Source organism: Candidatus Cryosericum septentrionale (assembly GCF_003570995.1).
Classification (GTDB): domain Bacteria; phylum Caldisericota; class Caldisericia; order Cryosericales; family Cryosericaceae; genus Cryosericum; species Cryosericum septentrionale.
The window spans coordinates 108,757-125,629 of the sequence record NZ_QXIY01000001.1 but is presented as its reverse complement, the minus strand read 5'-3'; the positions used below and the strand labels follow the sequence as shown (position 1 = coordinate 125,629).

Below are 16,873 nucleotides of genomic sequence, written 5' to 3'. Positions count from 1 at the left end.
GGCTCGACGGGCTTGGGCTTGACGACCTCGGGTTCGACGACTTCGGGCTTGACGACTTCGGGTTCGACGACTTCGGGTTCGACGGGCTTGGTCTCGACGACAGCGTTATAGGTTGCATGCATATCCGACCCAGTCTCCACTGGCGGCGTCTCCCGCCCGGGCTCACGTCCGAACAAGTTCTCGTTGCCTTCGACGCCCTTCATACTCAGCTTGACCTTGCGTTCTTCCTTCAGGACCTCGAGCACACGAACCTTGACAACGTCTCCCACGTTCAGCACATCTTCGACCTTGCGAATCTTGTCGTTGGAGATCTGTGAAATGTGCAGGAGGCCAGTGACACCTTCTGAAAGCTCGATGATTGCTCCGAAGGTCAGGATGCGAATCACTGCCCCCTGGAGGATCATGCCGACAGGGTAGTCTTCCTCGATGGTTTCCCAAGGATGTGGCTTCGTCTGCTTGATGCTCAACGAGACCTTGCCTGTCTCCGGGTCGACCTTGAGAACCTTCACCTTGACCTTGTCCTTCTTCTGGACGATCTCCTCGACAGGACGGCGACGACCGTAAGTCAGCTCTGAGAGATGGACCAGACCTTCGACCCCATACCCGATGTCCACGAATGCACCGAACTCAGCGATACCGTTGACAGTGCCCTCATAGATATCTCCCGGCTGGATCTTTGTGAAGAATTCCTTCTTCTGCTTCTGGCGGATAACCTGCATCGCTGCACGATGAGAGGCGATGATTCGGCGAAGTCTTTTGTCGAATTCGGTGACCTTGACGGGAATGTCCTGGCCAACCAGAGAAGGCAGGTTGTTGCGGTAGTCGCTGGCAACCTGTGATTGAGGCAGGAAACAGGGCACACCGATGTCAACAAGCAGACCACCCTTGATGGCCTTGGTGACTTTGGCAGTGACGATCGTCTGTTCCTCGAAGTACTTCTCGACATCAGTCCAGACCTCTTCCTGATCAGCCTTCAGCTTGGAAAGGACTGCCGTGCCTTGTTCATCCTCTTCCTTGACGACAGCCACCTTCATCGTTTCGCCAACGTGCGCAATTTCGCCGACAGCTACATCAGTACGCATAGTCAAGCGGTTGAGCGGGATATAGTAGTCTCCCTTTCCGCCGGCATTGACCATGATCCCGTCACGCTCGAGCTTAACGACGGAGACGTCAATAACGTCCCCGCGCCGCAGCAGACGTGGCGCGTATCCGGCCTTGGGCGACAAGTCTGCGACAAGCGCTGCCTCGAGCTCAGACACTTTTGTCTCGTCACCTGCAACCTCGGCCTGTTCGGTCTCGGTTTCGGCCTTCTTTGGTGCGGCCGCTTCTTCTGGAGTCTTTTCCTCTGCCGCGTGGGCAGCCGGAACAATAGGTTGTTCGACTGCTGCAAGCAGGTTCTTCACTTCAAAAAGTCCATCCGTTTCACCTGTGGTTTCTGTTCCAACGTGTTTGTCCATGTCCACCATGTTGACTCCTCGCAATTAAGGATGAATGAAAATCAGTTTTTTAGTATAAAGCCAAAATGAATGCTTGTCAAACCCTTTGAGCCCGCGTCACTACCTGCTGACGTTGGATTTGCCAGCAGAAACGGTCGTGCCCGCAAACCGGGCAGTTCCGCCGCGATTGTCCTCGATCTCCAACAGCCGATTACGCTTCTCGGTACGCTCCGATCTCGACAATGACCCAGTCTCGATTTGACCGATGTTGAGGCCGGCGACCCAGTCAGCAATGTGTGTCTGATGTCTCACCAGAACGCTGAGAAACGATAGCCTTCCAACCGTTGCTCACCGTCATCCCCATCTTATCGAGCGTTTCGGACAGCGTGCCGAACTGATTGAGTTTGGCAAGGACTGCGTTTGAGGCGTTGTCCGCAATGCCCCGCGCCACACGCTGGGGTGAGATGACATTATTCAGTGTTCAGTTTTAGAGGACCGGGGCATATTTGACATATAAACAACAAAAAGGTAGATTGGCGAAAATGCCAACCTGCCTGGCTGTTATTCAGTGTCAATTTCGTACAAATCAGCGACCCGCTTGACTAGATACTCACTTTCCCTGGTCGTGATGCTCCGTGTATTCGGTTCTTTCCACACGGGTTCCAGTGTGCGGCGTCATCAGCTTTAGCACAGCCCAGACGATCAGGGCGATAACCACCATCACAATGAGAGTTGCAGGCTCAAAGACCGCCGTGGTCTCCGCGCCACTGGTGGTAGCCCGGGAAAAAATGCCTTCAAAGATTCCCACAAGAAACTGAGTGACACCATAGATGCCACGTACAAAGCCATTTGTCGGGTTTGCTCCCAGCCCTTTGAAAACCAAGCGAAAGGCCAGAATGACTTCGACTACGGCGAAGATTACGCCAACAACACGTTTTGCAGTATGATTTTCCGGTTCGGTATTTCGCGTCTCCGTTCGGTTGGTCGTTTGTTCCATTGTTCCGCCTCCTGGTAGCTAGAGTGCCCTCTTCCCTCTAATCGTGACTATTCCCTCTAATCAGGTTTACCACAACTGCAATGATCGCAAGTACGAGAAGAATGTGAATTAATCCGCCCATAGTATACGAAGTGACCATACCAAGAATCCATAAGACGACGAGAATAACAGCAATTGTCCATAACATACTTTGTCCTCCTTTGTTGATATCGTACGCAGAAGGTCCTTGCGCGCTGGATAGTTCCCAACGTTGCTGATTATACCACTAAGTTGCAAAACCTCAATTCTATCCCATAGACCTGTTTCCACACACATTCCTGACAACGCGAGATTTCAGGTTTGGACGTCCGTCCTCTTCTCGAGAGCCTGAGTCAGCGTGAACATATCAGCAAACTCCAGGTCACTCCCCTTGGGGATACCCGTGGCAATGCGCGTTACGCGCACTTCCGATGCAGCCAGCAACTTTGCGATGTACATCGCAGTGATGTCGCCGTTGAAGTTGGGATTTGTCGCAATAATGACCTCTCTCACATCGTCCAGCCGTATTCGTTCGACAAGGCGGTCGAGCTGGAGTTCTCCGGGTCCCACACGAGCTATCGGGTCGATTCGGCCGTGCAGAACATGGTAGAGGCCACGGTAGGCCCCTGTTTTCTCAATCGCAGAGAGGTCACGTATCTCCTCGACAACACACAGCAGTTTCGCGTCTCGGGACGAATCCTGGCACACTTCACAGAGATCGCCCTGAGCCAAATTGCCGCACCGTCTGCAGAAGGTTATCTCGCGCTTCGCAGCCATGAGAGCTTCAGCCAAGGCATGTATGTCCTCCTCGGGCTGGTCCAGTAGATAGAACACCAGCCTGTCAGCAGCCTTCGGTCCGATGCCGGGCAGACTGCTCAGCCTGGCGGAAACCTCGATGAAACGCTTGGGCAGGAACACCGCTTACCCGAGTCCGGGAATATGGGGCATGCCGGCCGTGACCTTCTTCATGACCTCCTCGGCCTGACGGTCTGCCTCCGCCTGGGCCTCGTGCACGGCAGCCACGACAAGATCGGCAGCCATTTCAGCATCGCCAAGATCGAAATCCGCCTGGATGCTGATACCGATGAGGTCTTTCTTGCCATTGACGACAGCCGTGACGGCACCTCCCCCTGAGGTGGCAGATATCCTGCGATCCAGCAGCTCCCGGTCGGCGCGTGCTGCATCTTCCTGCATCTTCTGGGCCTGCTTCATGAGATTGTTGACGTTGTACATATGGCTCCTCCCGTATCACCTCAAGAGTCGAACAGCGACTCCGTCGCGTCGAACGTCTTCTTGAGCAATTCCAGCTTGTCGTCCACCGGAACCTCTGCCACGGTTTCCTGCTGTGCCGGCTCCTGGGATCCCTCCTCGACCAGCTTGACCTGGTCGACTGCGTAGGCAGACCGCGCCGCTGGGACAAGGACTTCGTCCTGCTTTTGCTCGAGCATTGTACGGAACAGCTTGGTCTTGGGACCGAGAACAATCCACAGGACGCCCTGGTCGACCCTGACTTCGCGAACATCGAGCGCTTGCAGCATCACCCCGATGGGCTTGCTGGCGTCAGAGACAAGTGCCTTAAAGTGCGCCCACTGTTCTGCAGGCTCCCCTGCGGATGTGCTTCTGGTTTCTGGAACTGTCTCGTCAGGGCTGCCGGGAGACACCTCAACAACCTTCTGTACAGTCTCCATCTGCGGGACCGCAGGCCTCGGCGCATCCTGACTACTCGCGAACTGCACTTCACGGGAGAGCTCTTCACGCGGACGATCGAGACCCATCGGCAGGTCGAGGGCCATTGCGAGCAGGAACGTCTGAACAAGAGGGTACGGATCCGACAGGTAAGCTGACTGCTGCTGGATTCGCGCAAAGGCCGCTGCAAGGTTCACCAGAGCTGCGTCCGGGAACGTCTTGAGGCGATCGGTCGGGACGTCATCTGAACTCCGAGTCCGGAGCGTCACCTTGTCAAGAATATACCCACTGATAAGAGCAATCGTCCTCTCCAGCAGGTCAGCAGGCTCTATTCCACTTCGTTCCAACTGGTCCAGAACGGAACTGACTGCCTTCGGATTGCGAGACAGCAGAGCCTCGACAAGCAAGGAGATGTTCTCTTCGGTCGGCAGCCCCAGCAGGTCCAGCACGGTCGCGCCAGACACTGATTCGGCTCCAAACACGGAGAACTGGTCGACAAGACCTATAGCGCCTCTCATCGAACCCCCGCTGAGGGCAACAATCTGGTGAAGGGCCTCGTCGCTTATGTTTGGAGCCTCAATGTTCCGAAGGCCCTGAAGGTATTGAAACATGGCCGTTTCCGAAATCCGCTTGAAATCGAACCGCTGACACCGGGACAGGATCGTCTCAGGCAGTTTTTGAGGTTCTGTCGTTGAGAGGATGAACACGACGTAGTCGGGCGGTTCCTCGAGCGTCTTCAAAAGTGCGTTGAATGCCTGGACGGTGAGCATATGGGCTTCATCGATGATGAAGATCTTCTTGCGACTGCGAGCGGGAACGAACCTGGTGGACTCACGCAAGTCTCTGATCTCGTCGATGCCCCGGTTGCTGGCAGCATCGATCTCGATGACGTCGATGTCCGTCCCTGACGTGATAGCTCTGCAGTGTTCGCATTCCATGCAGGGATGGCTGCTGGGTCCCTTGTCGCAGTTCAGGGCTTTTGCCAGTATGCGGGCTACCGTCGTCTTGCCGGTACCCTTGGGACCAGCAAACAAGTACGCATGGGAGGTCCTGCCGGTATCGACCGACCCTTTCAGAATACGTACGACCGTCTCCTGACCAATGACGCCGTCGAACGTGGTAGGACGGTACTTTCGGTATAGTGAAACGTAGCGCTCAGTGGATGCCATAGTGTTTGTAGTATATTGCCCGCACGCGTCATTGCAAGAAAAGCTCAGACCACGACTTCTTGAGGCACCGAGGTGCCAGCCTATACTGTTTGAGTGAAACGATTCTTCCGAACACTCATCATAATCATATGTACGGCAGGCGCCATTCTCGCTCTGACCTATGCGGGCATCGACCTGTATGGGTATAAGCAACAATCTGAGCGGGCTGACGTGATTTGTCTGTTCGGAGCTGCGGTCTGGGGAGACAGTCCATCGCCGGAGCTCGAAGCGCGCATCTTGTGGGCGGTTCAACTGTATCGCGAAGAGCGCGCTCCGCTGCTGTTTCTGTCCGGAGGCCCTACGGGGTCGAATCTGAGTGAATCGGACGTCATGGGCGCTGTCGCTATCGAGCAGGGGGTCCCTCGCAGCGCCCTGATATTCGACAACGCAGGCGTCACCACAGCTCAAACGCTGATAAACCTCAAGCGCTACATGCAGGGGAACGCCCTGACCTCTTGCCTGATGGTCTCATCGCCCTTTCACATGGCGCGAATCATGGTACTGGCCCGCCTGTACGGTCTGCAGGCATTCACCAACCCACCCGCCAAGACACCTGTCTGGCTCAGTGCCCTGCAGAGAGCAAGAGCAATAGCCCGCGAGGAGCTTGCATTGTTTAAGGACCTGCTTGTCTTCGCCGTGTCACCTGATTAGCAGGAACGCCTTGTCAATGCGATACGGACAAAGCCCGGATGACAGCCCCGGCAAGCGATACACCACGGCTGAACCTCAGTGCTCCTCGTGACTCCTGCGCCGGTTGCGAAGCGACCGCTATGTCGAGGCCCTCAAGCCGTCTTGCATACCGTCGAATGTCCTCGGGCGACAGAGATGGCGCCCGACCCACGATGGCGTCGATGAGGGAGGAAAGAGCAACAACCCGCACGCCCCCGACTGCTGTTCGAACGCGCACCTTCGCCCTGACAAAGACGACCAGAGGCCGTACATGGCACGGAACCTGTGGTTTCAGCCGTCCCTTCACATACATCGCTTCCGATGTGGCCTGGCGCACGAAATCATGGTTCAGAAGTTCGCCGTTCCTGCACAGACGTCCGTCCCTCAAACTGATAGTGCCGGGATGGTTCTTCGTCTCAACGACAAAGACGCCAGTTGGGCCGACAACGATATGATCGACATCGCCGGCATAGAAGCCGAGGCCGTTGAACACGTGGAACTCCTGTGGTAGTCGTGAGAGAACAACGCCGACATCGTACTCGCCGCCCGCCCCACCATAGTACTGGTCGGCAGCAGCTTCCAAACTGAATACATCGCGCGCACACCAGAATCCCAGAGCCACGACGACGCACGCCGCTCCAGCACCAAAGAAGCCAGCAGACCGGACTCCTGACCGGAACAGGAGATAAATCAGAATTCCCATCATCAGCATGGGAACAAGAGCCCGGTACATGAGCCGATCGCCCTTATGATATGTAGTTGCTCCAGCCTTGCCATGAACTTGTGCCATCCACTCTCCCGTGAAAAGACTGCCCCGAGTCACCAGAACCACCCAGAAAAAGCCCCAACTTTTTTAGTTTACACTCTTGTCGTCCACGTGCAACCCAATGCCTCCCACATCGACTGCTGTTCATCACGTGTTGCAGTCAGCAACCACTCCAGGCTGCCTCCCCACAAACAGGTCGGTTTTCTTTTCGCACCCAGCAACTATACTGACTAGCATATACGTTTGGAGGATCGTCATGATCAAGTCAGTCAAGGGGACCAGCGACATAACATCACCCGAAGTCCTTCTGTGGCAGCATGTGGAGAGAACCATGGCTAACACTGCCAAAGCTTATGGCTACGAAGAGATCCGCACTCCGACCATCGAGATGGAGGAGCTCTTCTCCACGTCGGTTGGGCAAAGCACCGACATCGTCGAGAAGGAAATGTATGCCTTTCCGGACAAGAAGGGGCGTCATCTCGTCCTGCGCCCTGAAGGCACAGCTGCAACGTGTCGCGCATACATAGAACACCAGATGAATCTGCAGCCTTCTCCGGCCAAGTTCTACTACATGGGGTCGTTCTTCCGATATGAGCAGCCTCAGAGTGGGCGCAAGCGCGAGTTCCACAGCTTCGGAGTCGAGGCTCTCGGCGAGCAATCGCCAGTTCAGGATGCAGAGGTCATCGACATGGTCATGACAATGTTGTCAAGACTCGGCCTGGCACACTTGTCCGTCGATATCAACAGCATCGGCGATGACAACTGTCGACCCGCCTACAAGGACGCCCTCCGGGCTGCGCTGGCAGCGCATGAGGGCGAGCTGTGTGAGAACTGCAAGAGACGCATGAGCGACAACCCTCTCCGCGTGCTCGACTGCAAGCGCGAAGATCCGTTACTCCTGGAGTCGCTGCCAAAGTCCGCGGACTATCTGTGCACAGACTGCGAGGACCATTTTCACCGCCTGCTGTCGACTCTCGACTCTCTGAAGATTCCGTATCGCCTCAACCACAGACTGGTCCGAGGCCTTGACTACTACACCAAGACTGTATTTGAGGTTATCTCTGAGGATCTCGGTGCGCAGAATGCCCTCTTGGGAGGGGGCCGCTACGACTATCTCATCCGTCACCTGGGAGGACCGGCTACTCCTGCCGTCGGCTGGGGTCTTGGACTTGAACGCCTTACTTCCGTGCTGACAGCGCGCTACCCCGAGCTCACTGGTTCGCTGGCAACCCCCCGAGTGTACATCGTTCACTCGGACATGGCCACGGCTGTCGCCTTCGAGTTGAGGCGTACCTTGGCCGACACGGGCTGGGCCCTGGATCTGGATACGCGCCAGGATGGGTTTGGAAAACAACTGGCACGGGCATCCAAGAGGGGGGGGCGCATGGCACTCATCCTCGGTGAAGACGAGATTGCGGCAGGCACCTGCACCGTGAAAGACCTGACGTCAGGTTCCCAGTTGACGGTGGCACTGGCTGACGTGGCCGCTTGCCTTGCCAGTACTGTCCAGAAGTAGAGCTGGAGGCATTCAGGCATGCGCGGGGGCTTGCGTTGGTTTTCCTGTGTTTTGAGGTATAATAGTGTTGTGTCACCCTGCGATGCCCGTGAACCACTTGACGGGTTTGAGCCAACACAAATCACTCGGAAGCAGATACCCTGTGGATACGAGCGCTTCGCAGTGTTCTTGAAGCAGGGAACTTTGTGCTCCCACCTGCTTAGGCAGGTTCAAAAGCTTCGTCAAGGCACGACCTTGTGGGGTGGCCTCTTGATATGTGAGCGAGCGCGGGATTCATATGCAGACTGATCGAGGTTTGGTGATCGCGCGTGATGGAGGCGTCGTCACCATTCGACTGCTGCCACGGGACGGATGTGCGTCATGCTCTCTAACCCAATTCTGTATAGGCAGCAAGGAGAGCAGCCCGACCGTCAGGGCGATTGCTCCCCCCGAGATTGCTCAGGGAGACTTGGTTGAAGTGTCGCTCGACGATTCGATTATTCTCAAGGCATCCGCGATTATGTACGGGGTTCCGCTGGTTGCCTTTCTGGCAGGGGTGCTCGGCGGTTATGGATTCTCATCTTTGGCAGGACTGAGCGGAAGCCTGTCCATGGCACCTCCTGTTGTGGCTGGATTCGTCATGCTGATCCCCGGCATTATCCTTTCACATAGGGTTGCCATGCGGTTGAACCCCACCGCCACTGTTGTAAACAAACTCGATCAGGAGGTGACCATATGCCAGTGAACATGAATGCGATCTGGGTACTAGACATTGTTATCGTCCTCGGCATGATCTCCGCAGCCATAGCCGTCCTCGTCCTTGGACGCAAGCTTGGGGAGTTCTCAAAGAGTCTTTCTGCCACGATGGTCGACGTGCAGAAACAGGCTGACGATCTGAAGTCGGAGGCAGTCAGACTGATGCAGTCAACCCAGGTCTCAGAGCAACACTTCGACCAGTTGGCAAGACAGCTGACGAAGCTCACGGCATCTGCCGATATGGCTGTGAGAGTATTGCCCGCGGGAGCTTCCGGCCGAGATAGCGGCCTGCTGCCGAGAATGGTGGGCACTGCCATAAGTGTGGTGTCGGCGTACAAGATTTTCAAGTCCATCTTCCTAAGGAGGAAATCATGAGTGGGCGCAATGATTGTGGATCGTTCATGGGCGGACTGCTGATGGGTGGCATTGTTGGAGCCTTGGCAGCGTTGGTTCTCGCCCCCCAGAGTGGAGAAGAAACGCGCAAGCTGCTGAAAGACAAGGCTTTCGAACTGGGTAAGGAAATCAGCGATCAAACGGAGACCATCAAGGAGAAAGGTCGCGAACTCCTGACGCAGGATGGGATCGAGATCGAGGAATCCACAGACACCAATCCCTGAGTGCCTCCAGGCAATTTCGCGCCCAGGCATCTTGATTCAGGGCAAGTTCTTGGTATACTCTCGGTTGTGTTGGGGAATCGTCCAACGGTAGGACAGTAGCCTCTGGAGCTACCGATGATGGTTCGAATCCATCTTCCTCAGCCAAGTATGGCGCTGTAGAACAGTGGTTAGTTCGGGGGGCTCTCAATCCCCAAACAGGAGTTCAATTCTCCTCGGCGCTACCACAGTATTTTCAGCCATCGAGACAACCGCCTTCTGCTGTATACAGAAGGCGGTTTTGCATGTTCCAAAACCTGACTGGCCAAACGGGATTCCTTCCGGGAATAAGAACCTTTGGAGTTGCTGTCTAGTCGTCAGGCCAGCCTTCTGCCAGAACGTCCCCATGTCCTGAAGAATTGCCAGCCCTGTCTTGATCACTTGTTCGGGCACTAGCTCTGAGCCTTCGGCAAGAGCTATCTGGGCTTGGACGTCATCGCTTTCCTGTTCAGTTTCAGAGAGCAACCTCTTGGTGTCCGAATCGGAGAAGACTCCCGAGAGGGACTTGTCCAGTATCTGCCGGTGGCGCGTACCCAGTGCTCCAAGCCTCACCTTCAATTGTGACATCTGCTTCACACCCATCGACCTCTTGGACTCGAGGTTGGCGTCAATTGCCAGACCAAGAAGCTTCGTCAGAGCCGGCTCTAGGCTTACGCTATTCAGGAGCTGGGTGAATTGGCCCTCCACTTGCGCCTTCCCTAGACTCGGTCCCCCGCACTGGGGACAGCGGTAGTAGCCATACCTGCCTCCATGACCGGTTGAGTTACTGGCGGTAAGCAGGGTCCCGCACTTCGCGCATCTGACTGCACCGCGCAGGGGAAAGTCAGGGTTGTTGATGCGATAGGCCACTATCCTCCCTGTGCTCCTTGCTCGGTGCAGCTTCGGCTGCACTCTCAGGAAGACCTCCTCGGGAACTATGGCTTCGAAGTCACCACGCACTGTCTCCTCGAAAGCCGTGAAGGATCCTGTGTAGGTCTTGCGTGTCAGCATCTTCCGAAAGCCGTTGGCACTCAGCGCCTTCCCCTTCGAGGTTCGAAGACCCTCCTTCGTCACTTGTTGCCTAGCCTCTGGGAGAGTGAGCCCGGTATCTACCAGCTCGAACGACTTACGTACGAGCCGCACAACCTCGGGAGTATCGAGTACGAGGCTCGGACCGTTCCTCGAATTGCCGTTGAGGTATCCGAGGGGGGCCACCCAGACGTACCTGCCTGAGGCTGCGGCCGCGATCATCCCGTTCCTGCAGCGTTCACTCCGAATGTCATTGTCAAACTGCGCAAACCCGGCGAGCTGGTTCTCCATGAGCTTGCCAACAGGAGTGTCGTCGAAACTCTCGGTGGCCGAGAGTAGGCGCAATCCGTAGCGCTTGAAGAGAACCTTGAGCTGGCCATGGTCCATCGTGTTGCGGTCCAGGCGGTCGACCTTGTAGACGATCAGGGCCTCTAGGCTCTTCGAGTTCAAGGCCATGTATCTGAGCATGGACTGGAGTTCGGTGCGGTCAGCGGTCTTGGCACTCTCGCCGCGCTCCACGAAGACCTTGGCGACATCGTAGCCAAGCCCGACTGCATAGTCACGGCAGCAACGCTCTTGCGTCTCGAGGCTGAATCCTTTGGTTTGCTCCACCGACGAGACGCGTGTGTAGATGACAGCTCGTTTTCGTTCAGTTATCTCAGCCATTGAGTCTCCTTTCGCGCGTGGCCTCAATCAGCAGACAAGATAGGAAATTCAACTCCCGGACGACTTTGTCGGCGTCCTCTCCAGCAAGGCCCAGCACGTCCAGTTCCGCTTGCATTCTTCCACGAAGAACCTCGTTGTCAATCATGCCTGCGACCCCACGACGGTCACATGCTCACTCGGCAGTGAAGAGGCTGGTTCCAGCGTTCTGTTGCCAGGCATTGATACCATATCTGAATGTCCTGCATTTCTGTACTCACTGTTCATGTAGTCTGTTGTCCCATGGGGCATGTTCCATTGAGGATGCGGGCACCCTGCCGCGGATACGCACATGACGTGCGCTCGGAGCGTGGCAATGCGTGTGCCCTGCAGGCAGTGGTCTGTCGCGGCGTATCGCGCATTGTTGGTGAGCCGTAGAGAGGAGCTGAGCCTCCCGCGTCATAGGTTGTCGGTCTGCAAACGCTCCGAAAGTCAGGGAGGGCGAAGGTCATATCCTTGCGCCGCCGAACCACAACCTTCCTCTGGCATCGGGCGAGACAAAGCGCTCGCCTGCCAGGGTTCGGGTTCTTGGTTCGTGTTTGAAGGGAAGGAGATTAGTCTTACGGGGCAGTTCGCCCCAGTTGTTCCGAGAGCAGTTGCTTCTCATTGGTTGCTACAGGGCAACTCCGAGCAGCTGACTCCAGTTTCCTTGCGGCACCTTTGGCCGCTTTTCAAACGCAACGTCTCGATGGTCGCGTGCTACAGTGCAGGTTGAGCTAGAAGCCCTCCTTTGCCTCTTTCATAATGAGACTGATCATCTGGGTCGAGATGCCAAGCGCCTCTGCGACCATCTTCTGCTTGAACTGCTTCTCCTCGACCAGCTGCACGACGATCCGGTTGCGCAGCACGTTCATTTCCTTTCCAAGGCGCCGTCCGGAGATACGTTCCACCGGCACCTGTTCGCCCATCGCCTCGATGGCTGCCGCAACAGTCTTCCTGGCGACCGTCTGATCGTCCTCCGCCCGCTTCGGCACTCCCCTCTTGTGGAGTATGGACTGGACGGTCTTGATCCCTACCGAGTCGCCACTTGCGGCGAGCATAGAGACGATATGACAGACCAGCAGCATCCGTGGTACGTCCACAACCGAATGAGCAATGAAATCGAGTACGTCGTCCGCGACCGCTACATGACCGTACCGGAAGCAGTTCCAGGCGATCGCGCGGCGCATCGACAGGTCTGCCGCCTTGAGTTCTACCACCTCTGCCTTCTGCAGGACCGCCGCCAGAACCGGGGCGACGTGGTAGCCTTTGTCGTCGGGGGCATGGGTCCCCGTAATGATGCCATATCCCGAGGTCTCTTCGAGCGCTTCGAGAATCATGTGGAGGTGGACCTGCGTCCATTCCATTCCGGCTTCCATGAACACGTCGACATCGTCGATAGCGAGATATGGTGCCTGTGTCAGTTGCAGTCTCCAATAGGACGCAAGGCTCTGGCCGACGCGCGTTCTCAACGAAGAGATCTCACTAAGGAGTTCCACTGCCTCATAAGCCTGAGACTGGAGTGCGTTGGACACCCACTCGTTGACGACTGCCCCAAGCAAATGTGTCTTGCCAGCGCCCTTCGGGCCGTAGACGTACAAGAGCCTTCCTCCTGTATGACCCGATCCTGCGGATTCCGCGAACCTGACTATTGATCCAACCGCTTCCCGGTTCCTTTCGCCCGGAACATAGATGCCGAAGGAGTGCTCGGGGTGAGGAACTCTCCGCACGTTCTTCCCCTCCGGTACCAACGGCAGCGTACGATGTACTCCGGCAGCGGCGATCTCTACCTTGCATTCGGTGAGCGAGCTGTCTCGGAACCGTTTCCGTGCCGTGGCCAGCAAGAGCTGTGACACAACCAGGTCGATGTATTGGACCTGTGTAGTGTTTTCGCATTCGGCCACCAGTCTCCCGGGTTCCCGGCGGAAGGTGATCCCGCGTAGAATCCTCTTGTGGACTATGTTAGCCGGCTCATCCGGCAGCAGTTCTTCAATCGTCATGTGACCTCCTCCCGATAAAAACAGTATAGCACACTTTCAGGATTTGTCAAGTACCCCTTCATGACCGCGCTATGCACTATGGTATCTGTCTACCATGACTTAGACACATGAACTGGATATTTTGTTCCATGAACTCTAGTAAACCGTGCGCTAGGTGTGCATGCCCTGGTTGGACGGTCAGCCTTCCCTTCTCCAGCTCGCTTCTAACTGGACCTCGCCGTCCGGGGCGCATTTGATGAACAGGGGCGGGCGCCAGCGCGGTCCTCCCTATCCGTCGTTGTTGATGTACCACCATGCCAGCAAGCAGAAGAAAATGACGATGATGATTCCTGCTATCTCTGCACCCATGTGTTCCTTTTCCGCCTTTGCGGGGCGAAGGCCTTGACGTATGTCACGAAGTCTATCCATGTCCGTACTCAGCTGGACCGTGTTGATAGTCCATCAGTGCATCCTCGGGATGGAACCTGGGATCGAGCATCCCCTTCCAGCCAAGTTGATCTCACAGACGTTATCAATAGGGTGATGCGGGGAATTGCAAAGCAAGAAAGCCGCTTTATCATGCAAGAGACCGCTGGCAATCAATGCCCTCCTTCCCAGCGGTCACTTCATATCTTCAGGTATGGCCCTCGCCTCGAAATCTGAGTGTCGCCCACCAACGGTATCGTTGTGGTTCTGGAAAGAGGCGAACCCCCAGCCAGTAGGTCTGACCAGGGGTTCGTATCGCTTTATGCTATGGCGCGTACGTTATCGGTATCGTCTGGTTTGCTGCGTCCCAGCCAAGCGTTGCACCAAGACTCTCTTCTGGGAGTGATGCCATCGGGCATCTTCAGTGACTCGAGTTCATCGACGCTGAGTTGCCGCGATTCCGTGCGGTATGAGTTGCATGTCGCTTTCCTCAAGTCCAATGGTGTGCCGACAGCCGTCAGACCAAGGGAGATGTCCGTGTCGGCCCGCCCACCAGGGTCTCATATTCTTTCTGGGTCAACAGATGCAGGAACGGGATACTGAAAGCATTCATCGCGACGAGTCTTGCGCCCTCAACTGAACCGAACTGCGTCACAAGGTTCTCCCGCTCCTCTTTCGTGATGCGCGGGGTCACCGTTCCGGTCATGCACCATTCCGTCATCTCGTCTGCGAGGGCGAGGTAGGTACCGACGTTCTCGATGTCACCCTTGCCCTGGAACAGCCCCCCTACAACCTTAAGTGTTGCTTGGCGGACTATCTTAAGGGTATCTTCTGGAGATCTCGAATTAGACCCCCCTTTTTCGCCTTCGACGGAAACCTTGGGTTCCTTCGGGGTGTTCGGGATCTCGCGGGGGCCAGGAGTCACGGTCTTGACAGTGAACTGGTACTCCTTGAACTTCTCCTTGTACCCCTTCATCGTTGCTTCGACAATATCCCCGATAAATACTTCGTCGGGCGAGAAGATGGTACACTTGTACTCCTTCTGGTCGTCGTCGCTCTTCAGGACGATCTTTTGCATCTGGCCTGAACCGGATCCGTCTTTCTTATCGAATGACTTTGGTGTTTCTGCTTTTGAGACTTTGTACATTGGCATTTTAGTTCTCCTCTTGGTTTAGTAGATTTGGGCTCTTTGATAGCCTTCTTAGTTGGGTTGTATCTTTGCTTCGGGCCACGTCTTGGTGCACTTCGAGGTCACTGTCGATGGCGTCATCAAGAGCATGTTGACAGTACTGCACAGGAAGACACCAGCCTCACGTGTTGCTCCTCGATCTTCTCCTGCTGTTTCGCGGCGAGGTAGAGCGCCGGAGAGAAAGTGGTGGGAAGTTCAGATTCTGTGGTGACAGCACTGTACGATCCTGTCTTACGGATAGCGGGAAGGACTTCGGACACAACCCAGTTGGTGAACGCCTCCGCATGGGGCTCTCGGCTTGTAAACACCAATTTGTACATCTCTGCTTCCGCAACGATAGTCATAGACTGATTTCCACCAAGGGAGTTCATACTAGTCACCCCCCTCATGGAATCGGGTATAGACTGCTCTCCACGAAGGGTGTCCATACTGTGGACACCCTTCGTCAAGTCGGACGTAGACTGGTCTCCATCAAGGGTGTAGATTAAACCTACACCCTTTTCGAGGTCTTCGAGTCTCTGAATCGACTGTGTTGTGCCGAGGGTCGGTGCTTTGCACTCACCCTTTGCAGAGCTCTCCAGTTCCTGAATAGATTGAATTTCACCAAGGGTACCAACATTACTGGTACCCTTTTCGGATCTAGTCATAGACTGGTCTCCACCAAGGGTCTCCACAATGTGGAGATCCTTTTCACAGTCCTCGAGACTGCGTAGAGCATTGGCTGTGTCTCTGAACTCGAGGACGTCGCTGATGTCTTTGGCTACGAACCATGGCTCGCCATTGACCATGACCGTGCGGACGGGCGAAGTGTTGAACTGGAACAACCGCAATTCTGAATTGGGCATCGTTACTGCCCTCTATCGTTCGTCTGGTTTTCCTGAACGTACTCAGCCATCCGTTCCATGGTGCCATCCCAGACAATACCTGCCGCTTCCATCTGTCCTTGGACGACAAGCCGGACCACTTCATCGAACGATTCCGGAAAGCACGAGATCTCTGTCATCGGTTTCGTCCTCCTCGACGGGCAGCATGTTGCCGGACAAGCTGCATGACCGAGCGAGAGTTTCCTCGAGGAGCGAGTCGATTGCGTTGCAGTGCGTGAAGACGGACCGCAGAAGAATTCTTACTGGTGCAGGCGAGTCTGTCGCATTGATACCGCTTATCCTGTTCCGGATCGATTGGGTGTCCTCCAGCGTTGAAGCTATTGCCTGAAGCAGACTCTTGTTCATGTAAACTCCTTTCGTTAACATTGCTCCACGATTTCCTCTTCCTCAACGGGACGCCTTTCCTTGTGCCGCCGCTCCTTGAGCATGACTTCGTACGCTCTTTCGTCGTTGAGGACAGCGATCAGATCAGTAACCGGCGTCTCCTTCCAGCCAGCGAACGTCGGGGAGTTCTCCCGGCCAATGGACCCGTAAGTCCTTTGGTCCGTTTCAAGCTGCATCCGCAGTTCGTTCTGGCGGTGGATCCTTCTACGCAAACTTCTGATGACGTTCCTCCCCATGGGCACGGGCGGCGTCGCCCTGTTCGACAGCCAGACGATAACAATCGTAGAAGTAACATTCCTCGGCATCATAAAGTGCCTGCATCCGATCTGAGAGTTCGGACCATACGCCCGCATCCCCATTGTTGAGTTGCCTGAACCACTGATTCCAGGCATTTGCCTCTTCCTCGACCAGATGGCTCATCTTGCCGGCGTAGAAGGAGTCGACGAACGACCGGCCGAGAGAACGTTCGAGTGCTGCGAGTTCCCGGTCCAGCACATCGGGCATGTCTTCCGAAGTGACTCCCGATTCCAGGATTACCTGTTGTCGTTCCCAAATCTCTGTGGCGAGCTCAGCGGTGAAGCCCATCATGCACCTCCCTTCTTGATAGGCTCTCGCATGTTTCCGATCCAACGGTAGTG

General features: G+C 55.7%; 20 protein-coding genes, 2 tRNA genes, 1 other RNA gene and 1 pseudogene. 8 read left to right on the top strand and 16 right to left on the bottom strand.

All coding sequences use genetic code 11. The features are described from left to right. The 7 genes and pseudogenes from SMC1_RS00620 to dnaX form a co-directional block, all read right to left on the bottom strand. Positions 1-1,457: 30S ribosomal protein S1 (locus SMC1_RS00620; RefSeq protein WP_165849098.1), on the bottom strand; the 1,457-nt coding region annotated here is incomplete at its 3' end. Between the two features lie 99 nt (positions 1,458-1,556). Further along, positions 1,557-1,887 (bottom strand): annotated as a pseudogene (locus tag SMC1_RS11175) (hypothetical protein). Positions 1,888-2,046: 159 nt separating this feature from the next. After that, positions 2,047-2,433, bottom strand: coding sequence for a hypothetical protein (locus tag SMC1_RS00610; RefSeq protein WP_207799242.1), 387 nt, complete (start codon positions 2,431-2,433; stop codon positions 2,047-2,049). Between the two features lie 37 nt (positions 2,434-2,470). Beyond that, positions 2,471-2,620, bottom strand: a complete 150-nt coding sequence (locus tag SMC1_RS11170) for a lmo0937 family membrane protein (RefSeq protein WP_119084877.1) — start codon at positions 2,618-2,620, stop codon at positions 2,471-2,473. A gap of 146 nt (positions 2,621-2,766) precedes the next feature. After that, the gene (gene recR / locus SMC1_RS00600; protein WP_119084876.1) at positions 2,767-3,369 is read right to left on the bottom strand and encodes a recombination mediator RecR; all 603 of its coding nucleotides are present in this window, start codon (positions 3,367-3,369) and stop codon (positions 2,767-2,769) included. Positions 3,370-3,372: 3 nt separating this feature from the next. Beyond that, positions 3,373-3,684 (bottom strand): YbaB/EbfC family nucleoid-associated protein, encoded by a 312-nt coding sequence (locus SMC1_RS00595; protein WP_119084875.1) that lies wholly within the window; start codon positions 3,682-3,684, stop codon positions 3,373-3,375. Positions 3,685-3,704: 20 nt separating this feature from the next. Then, complete coding sequence (gene dnaX / locus SMC1_RS00590) at positions 3,705-5,306, bottom strand: DNA polymerase III subunit gamma/tau (RefSeq protein ID WP_119084874.1); 1,602 nt, start codon at positions 5,304-5,306, stop codon at positions 3,705-3,707. A gap of 93 nt (positions 5,307-5,399) precedes the next feature. Between dnaX and SMC1_RS00585 the strand changes: the two genes are divergently transcribed. After that, positions 5,400-5,996: a YdcF family protein gene (locus tag SMC1_RS00585; protein WP_119084873.1), complete on the top strand. Its 597-nt coding sequence runs from the start codon at positions 5,400-5,402 to the stop codon at positions 5,994-5,996. 13 nt (positions 5,997-6,009) lie between these two features. On the opposite strand, the gene SMC1_RS00580 is transcribed toward SMC1_RS00585, so the two are convergent. Beyond that, positions 6,010-6,804, bottom strand: a complete 795-nt coding sequence (locus tag SMC1_RS00580; protein ID WP_119084872.1) for a nuclease-related domain-containing protein — start codon at positions 6,802-6,804, stop codon at positions 6,010-6,012. Positions 6,805-7,036: 232 nt separating this feature from the next. On the opposite strand from SMC1_RS00580, the gene hisS reads away from it, so the two are divergent. The 7 genes from hisS (at position 7,037) to SMC1_RS00545 (ending at position 9,872) form a co-directional block, all read left to right on the top strand. Then, a complete protein-coding gene (gene hisS / locus SMC1_RS00575; protein WP_165849097.1) occupies positions 7,037-8,296 on the top strand; it encodes a histidine--tRNA ligase in 1,260 nt (419 codons plus the stop codon). 71 nt (positions 8,297-8,367) lie between these two features. Beyond that, positions 8,368-8,543, top strand: a non-coding RNA gene (gene ssrS / locus SMC1_RS00570) — 6S RNA. Positions 8,544-8,573: 30 nt separating this feature from the next. Then, positions 8,574-9,020: a SoxR reducing system RseC family protein gene (locus SMC1_RS00565; RefSeq protein ID WP_119084870.1), complete on the top strand. Its 447-nt coding sequence runs from the start codon at positions 8,574-8,576 to the stop codon at positions 9,018-9,020. After that, complete coding sequence (locus SMC1_RS00560; RefSeq protein ID WP_119084869.1) at positions 9,011-9,406, top strand: hypothetical protein; 396 nt, start codon at positions 9,011-9,013, stop codon at positions 9,404-9,406. Before SMC1_RS00565 ends, SMC1_RS00560 begins: the two co-directional genes overlap by 10 nt. Continuing rightward, positions 9,403-9,648, top strand: coding sequence for a YtxH domain-containing protein (locus SMC1_RS00555; protein ID WP_119084868.1), 246 nt, complete (start codon positions 9,403-9,405; stop codon positions 9,646-9,648). Before SMC1_RS00560 ends, SMC1_RS00555 begins: the two co-directional genes overlap by 4 nt. 70 nt (positions 9,649-9,718) lie before the next feature. After that, a tRNA-Gln gene (locus SMC1_RS00550) sits at positions 9,719-9,792 on the top strand. 5 nt (positions 9,793-9,797) lie between these two features. Next, positions 9,798-9,872, top strand: a tRNA-Glu gene (locus SMC1_RS00545). Here the strand turns inward: SMC1_RS00545 and SMC1_RS11165 are convergent. From SMC1_RS11165 to SMC1_RS00510, 8 genes are all read right to left on the bottom strand, one after another. Then, positions 9,832-11,358, bottom strand: coding sequence for a recombinase family protein (locus tag SMC1_RS11165; protein WP_413814596.1), 1,527 nt, complete (start codon positions 11,356-11,358; stop codon positions 9,832-9,834). The genes SMC1_RS00545 and SMC1_RS11165 overlap by 41 nt on opposite strands. Next, a complete protein-coding gene (locus tag SMC1_RS10400) occupies positions 11,351-11,503 on the bottom strand; it encodes a hypothetical protein (RefSeq protein ID WP_165849096.1) in 153 nt (50 codons plus the stop codon). Before SMC1_RS10400 ends, SMC1_RS11165 begins: the two co-directional genes overlap by 8 nt. 607 nt (positions 11,504-12,110) lie before the next feature. Beyond that, entirely contained in the window at positions 12,111-13,373 is a 1,263-nt protein-coding gene (locus SMC1_RS00535) for a DnaA ATPase domain-containing protein (protein ID WP_119084867.1), read from the bottom strand. A 267-nt stretch (positions 13,374-13,640) separates the two neighbouring features. Continuing rightward, a complete protein-coding gene (locus tag SMC1_RS10395) occupies positions 13,641-13,781 on the bottom strand; it encodes a hypothetical protein (RefSeq protein ID WP_165849095.1) in 141 nt (46 codons plus the stop codon). Positions 13,782-14,295: 514 nt separating this feature from the next. Next, complete coding sequence (locus tag SMC1_RS00530) at positions 14,296-14,931, bottom strand: hypothetical protein (RefSeq protein WP_119084866.1); 636 nt, start codon at positions 14,929-14,931, stop codon at positions 14,296-14,298. A gap of 116 nt (positions 14,932-15,047) precedes the next feature. Further along, the gene (locus SMC1_RS00525; RefSeq protein WP_165849099.1) at positions 15,048-15,755 is read right to left on the bottom strand and encodes a Bro-N domain-containing protein; all 708 of its coding nucleotides are present in this window, start codon (positions 15,753-15,755) and stop codon (positions 15,048-15,050) included. Positions 15,756-15,932: 177 nt separating this feature from the next. Beyond that, the gene (locus tag SMC1_RS00520; protein WP_119084864.1) at positions 15,933-16,196 is read right to left on the bottom strand and encodes a hypothetical protein; all 264 of its coding nucleotides are present in this window, start codon (positions 16,194-16,196) and stop codon (positions 15,933-15,935) included. A 243-nt stretch (positions 16,197-16,439) separates the two neighbouring features. Next, on the bottom strand, positions 16,440-16,823 hold the full coding sequence (locus SMC1_RS00510) for a hypothetical protein (protein ID WP_126855125.1): 384 nt from the start codon (positions 16,821-16,823) through the stop codon (positions 16,440-16,442). Between the last annotated feature and the right edge of the window lie 50 nt (positions 16,824-16,873).

Bases quoted from the DNA above. Each gene is read 5' to 3' on its own strand.
- SMC1_RS11170 (WP_119084877.1), bottom strand. From the start codon at position 2,620: ATGTTATGGACAATTGCTGTTATTCTCGTCGTCTTATGGATTCTTGGT.
- SMC1_RS10400 (WP_165849096.1), bottom strand. From the start codon at position 11,503: ATGATTGACAACGAGGTTCTTCGTGGAAGAATGCAAGCGGAACTGGAC.
- SMC1_RS00535 (WP_119084867.1), bottom strand. From the start codon at position 13,373: ATGACGATTGAAGAACTGCTGCCGGATGAGCCGGCTAACATAGTCCAC.
- SMC1_RS00530 (WP_119084866.1), bottom strand. From the start codon at position 14,931: ATGCCAATGTACAAAGTCTCAAAAGCAGAAACACCAAAGTCATTCGAT.
- hisS (WP_165849097.1), top strand. From the start codon at position 7,037: ATGATCAAGTCAGTCAAGGGGACCAGCGACATAACATCACCCGAAGTC.
- SMC1_RS00565 (WP_119084870.1), top strand. From the start codon at position 8,574: ATGCAGACTGATCGAGGTTTGGTGATCGCGCGTGATGGAGGCGTCGTC.
- SMC1_RS00520 (WP_119084864.1), bottom strand. From the start codon at position 16,196: ATGAACAAGAGTCTGCTTCAGGCAATAGCTTCAACGCTGGAGGACACC.
- dnaX (WP_119084874.1), bottom strand. From the start codon at position 5,306: ATGGCATCCACTGAGCGCTACGTTTCACTATACCGAAAGTACCGTCCT.
- SMC1_RS10395 (WP_165849095.1), bottom strand. From the start codon at position 13,781: ATGGATAGACTTCGTGACATACGTCAAGGCCTTCGCCCCGCAAAGGCG.
- SMC1_RS11165 (WP_413814596.1), bottom strand. From the start codon at position 11,358: ATGGCTGAGATAACTGAACGAAAACGAGCTGTCATCTACACACGCGTC.
- SMC1_RS00555 (WP_119084868.1), top strand. From the start codon at position 9,403: ATGAGTGGGCGCAATGATTGTGGATCGTTCATGGGCGGACTGCTGATG.
- SMC1_RS00525 (WP_165849099.1), bottom strand. From the start codon at position 15,755: ATGGTCAATGGCGAGCCATGGTTCGTAGCCAAAGACATCAGCGACGTC.
- SMC1_RS00595 (WP_119084875.1), bottom strand. From the start codon at position 3,684: ATGTACAACGTCAACAATCTCATGAAGCAGGCCCAGAAGATGCAGGAA.
- SMC1_RS00580 (WP_119084872.1), bottom strand. From the start codon at position 6,804: ATGGCACAAGTTCATGGCAAGGCTGGAGCAACTACATATCATAAGGGC.
- SMC1_RS00510 (WP_126855125.1), bottom strand. From the start codon at position 16,823: ATGATGGGCTTCACCGCTGAGCTCGCCACAGAGATTTGGGAACGACAA.
- SMC1_RS00610 (WP_207799242.1), bottom strand. From the start codon at position 2,433: ATGGAACAAACGACCAACCGAACGGAGACGCGAAATACCGAACCGGAA.
- SMC1_RS00560 (WP_119084869.1), top strand. From the start codon at position 9,011: ATGCCAGTGAACATGAATGCGATCTGGGTACTAGACATTGTTATCGTC.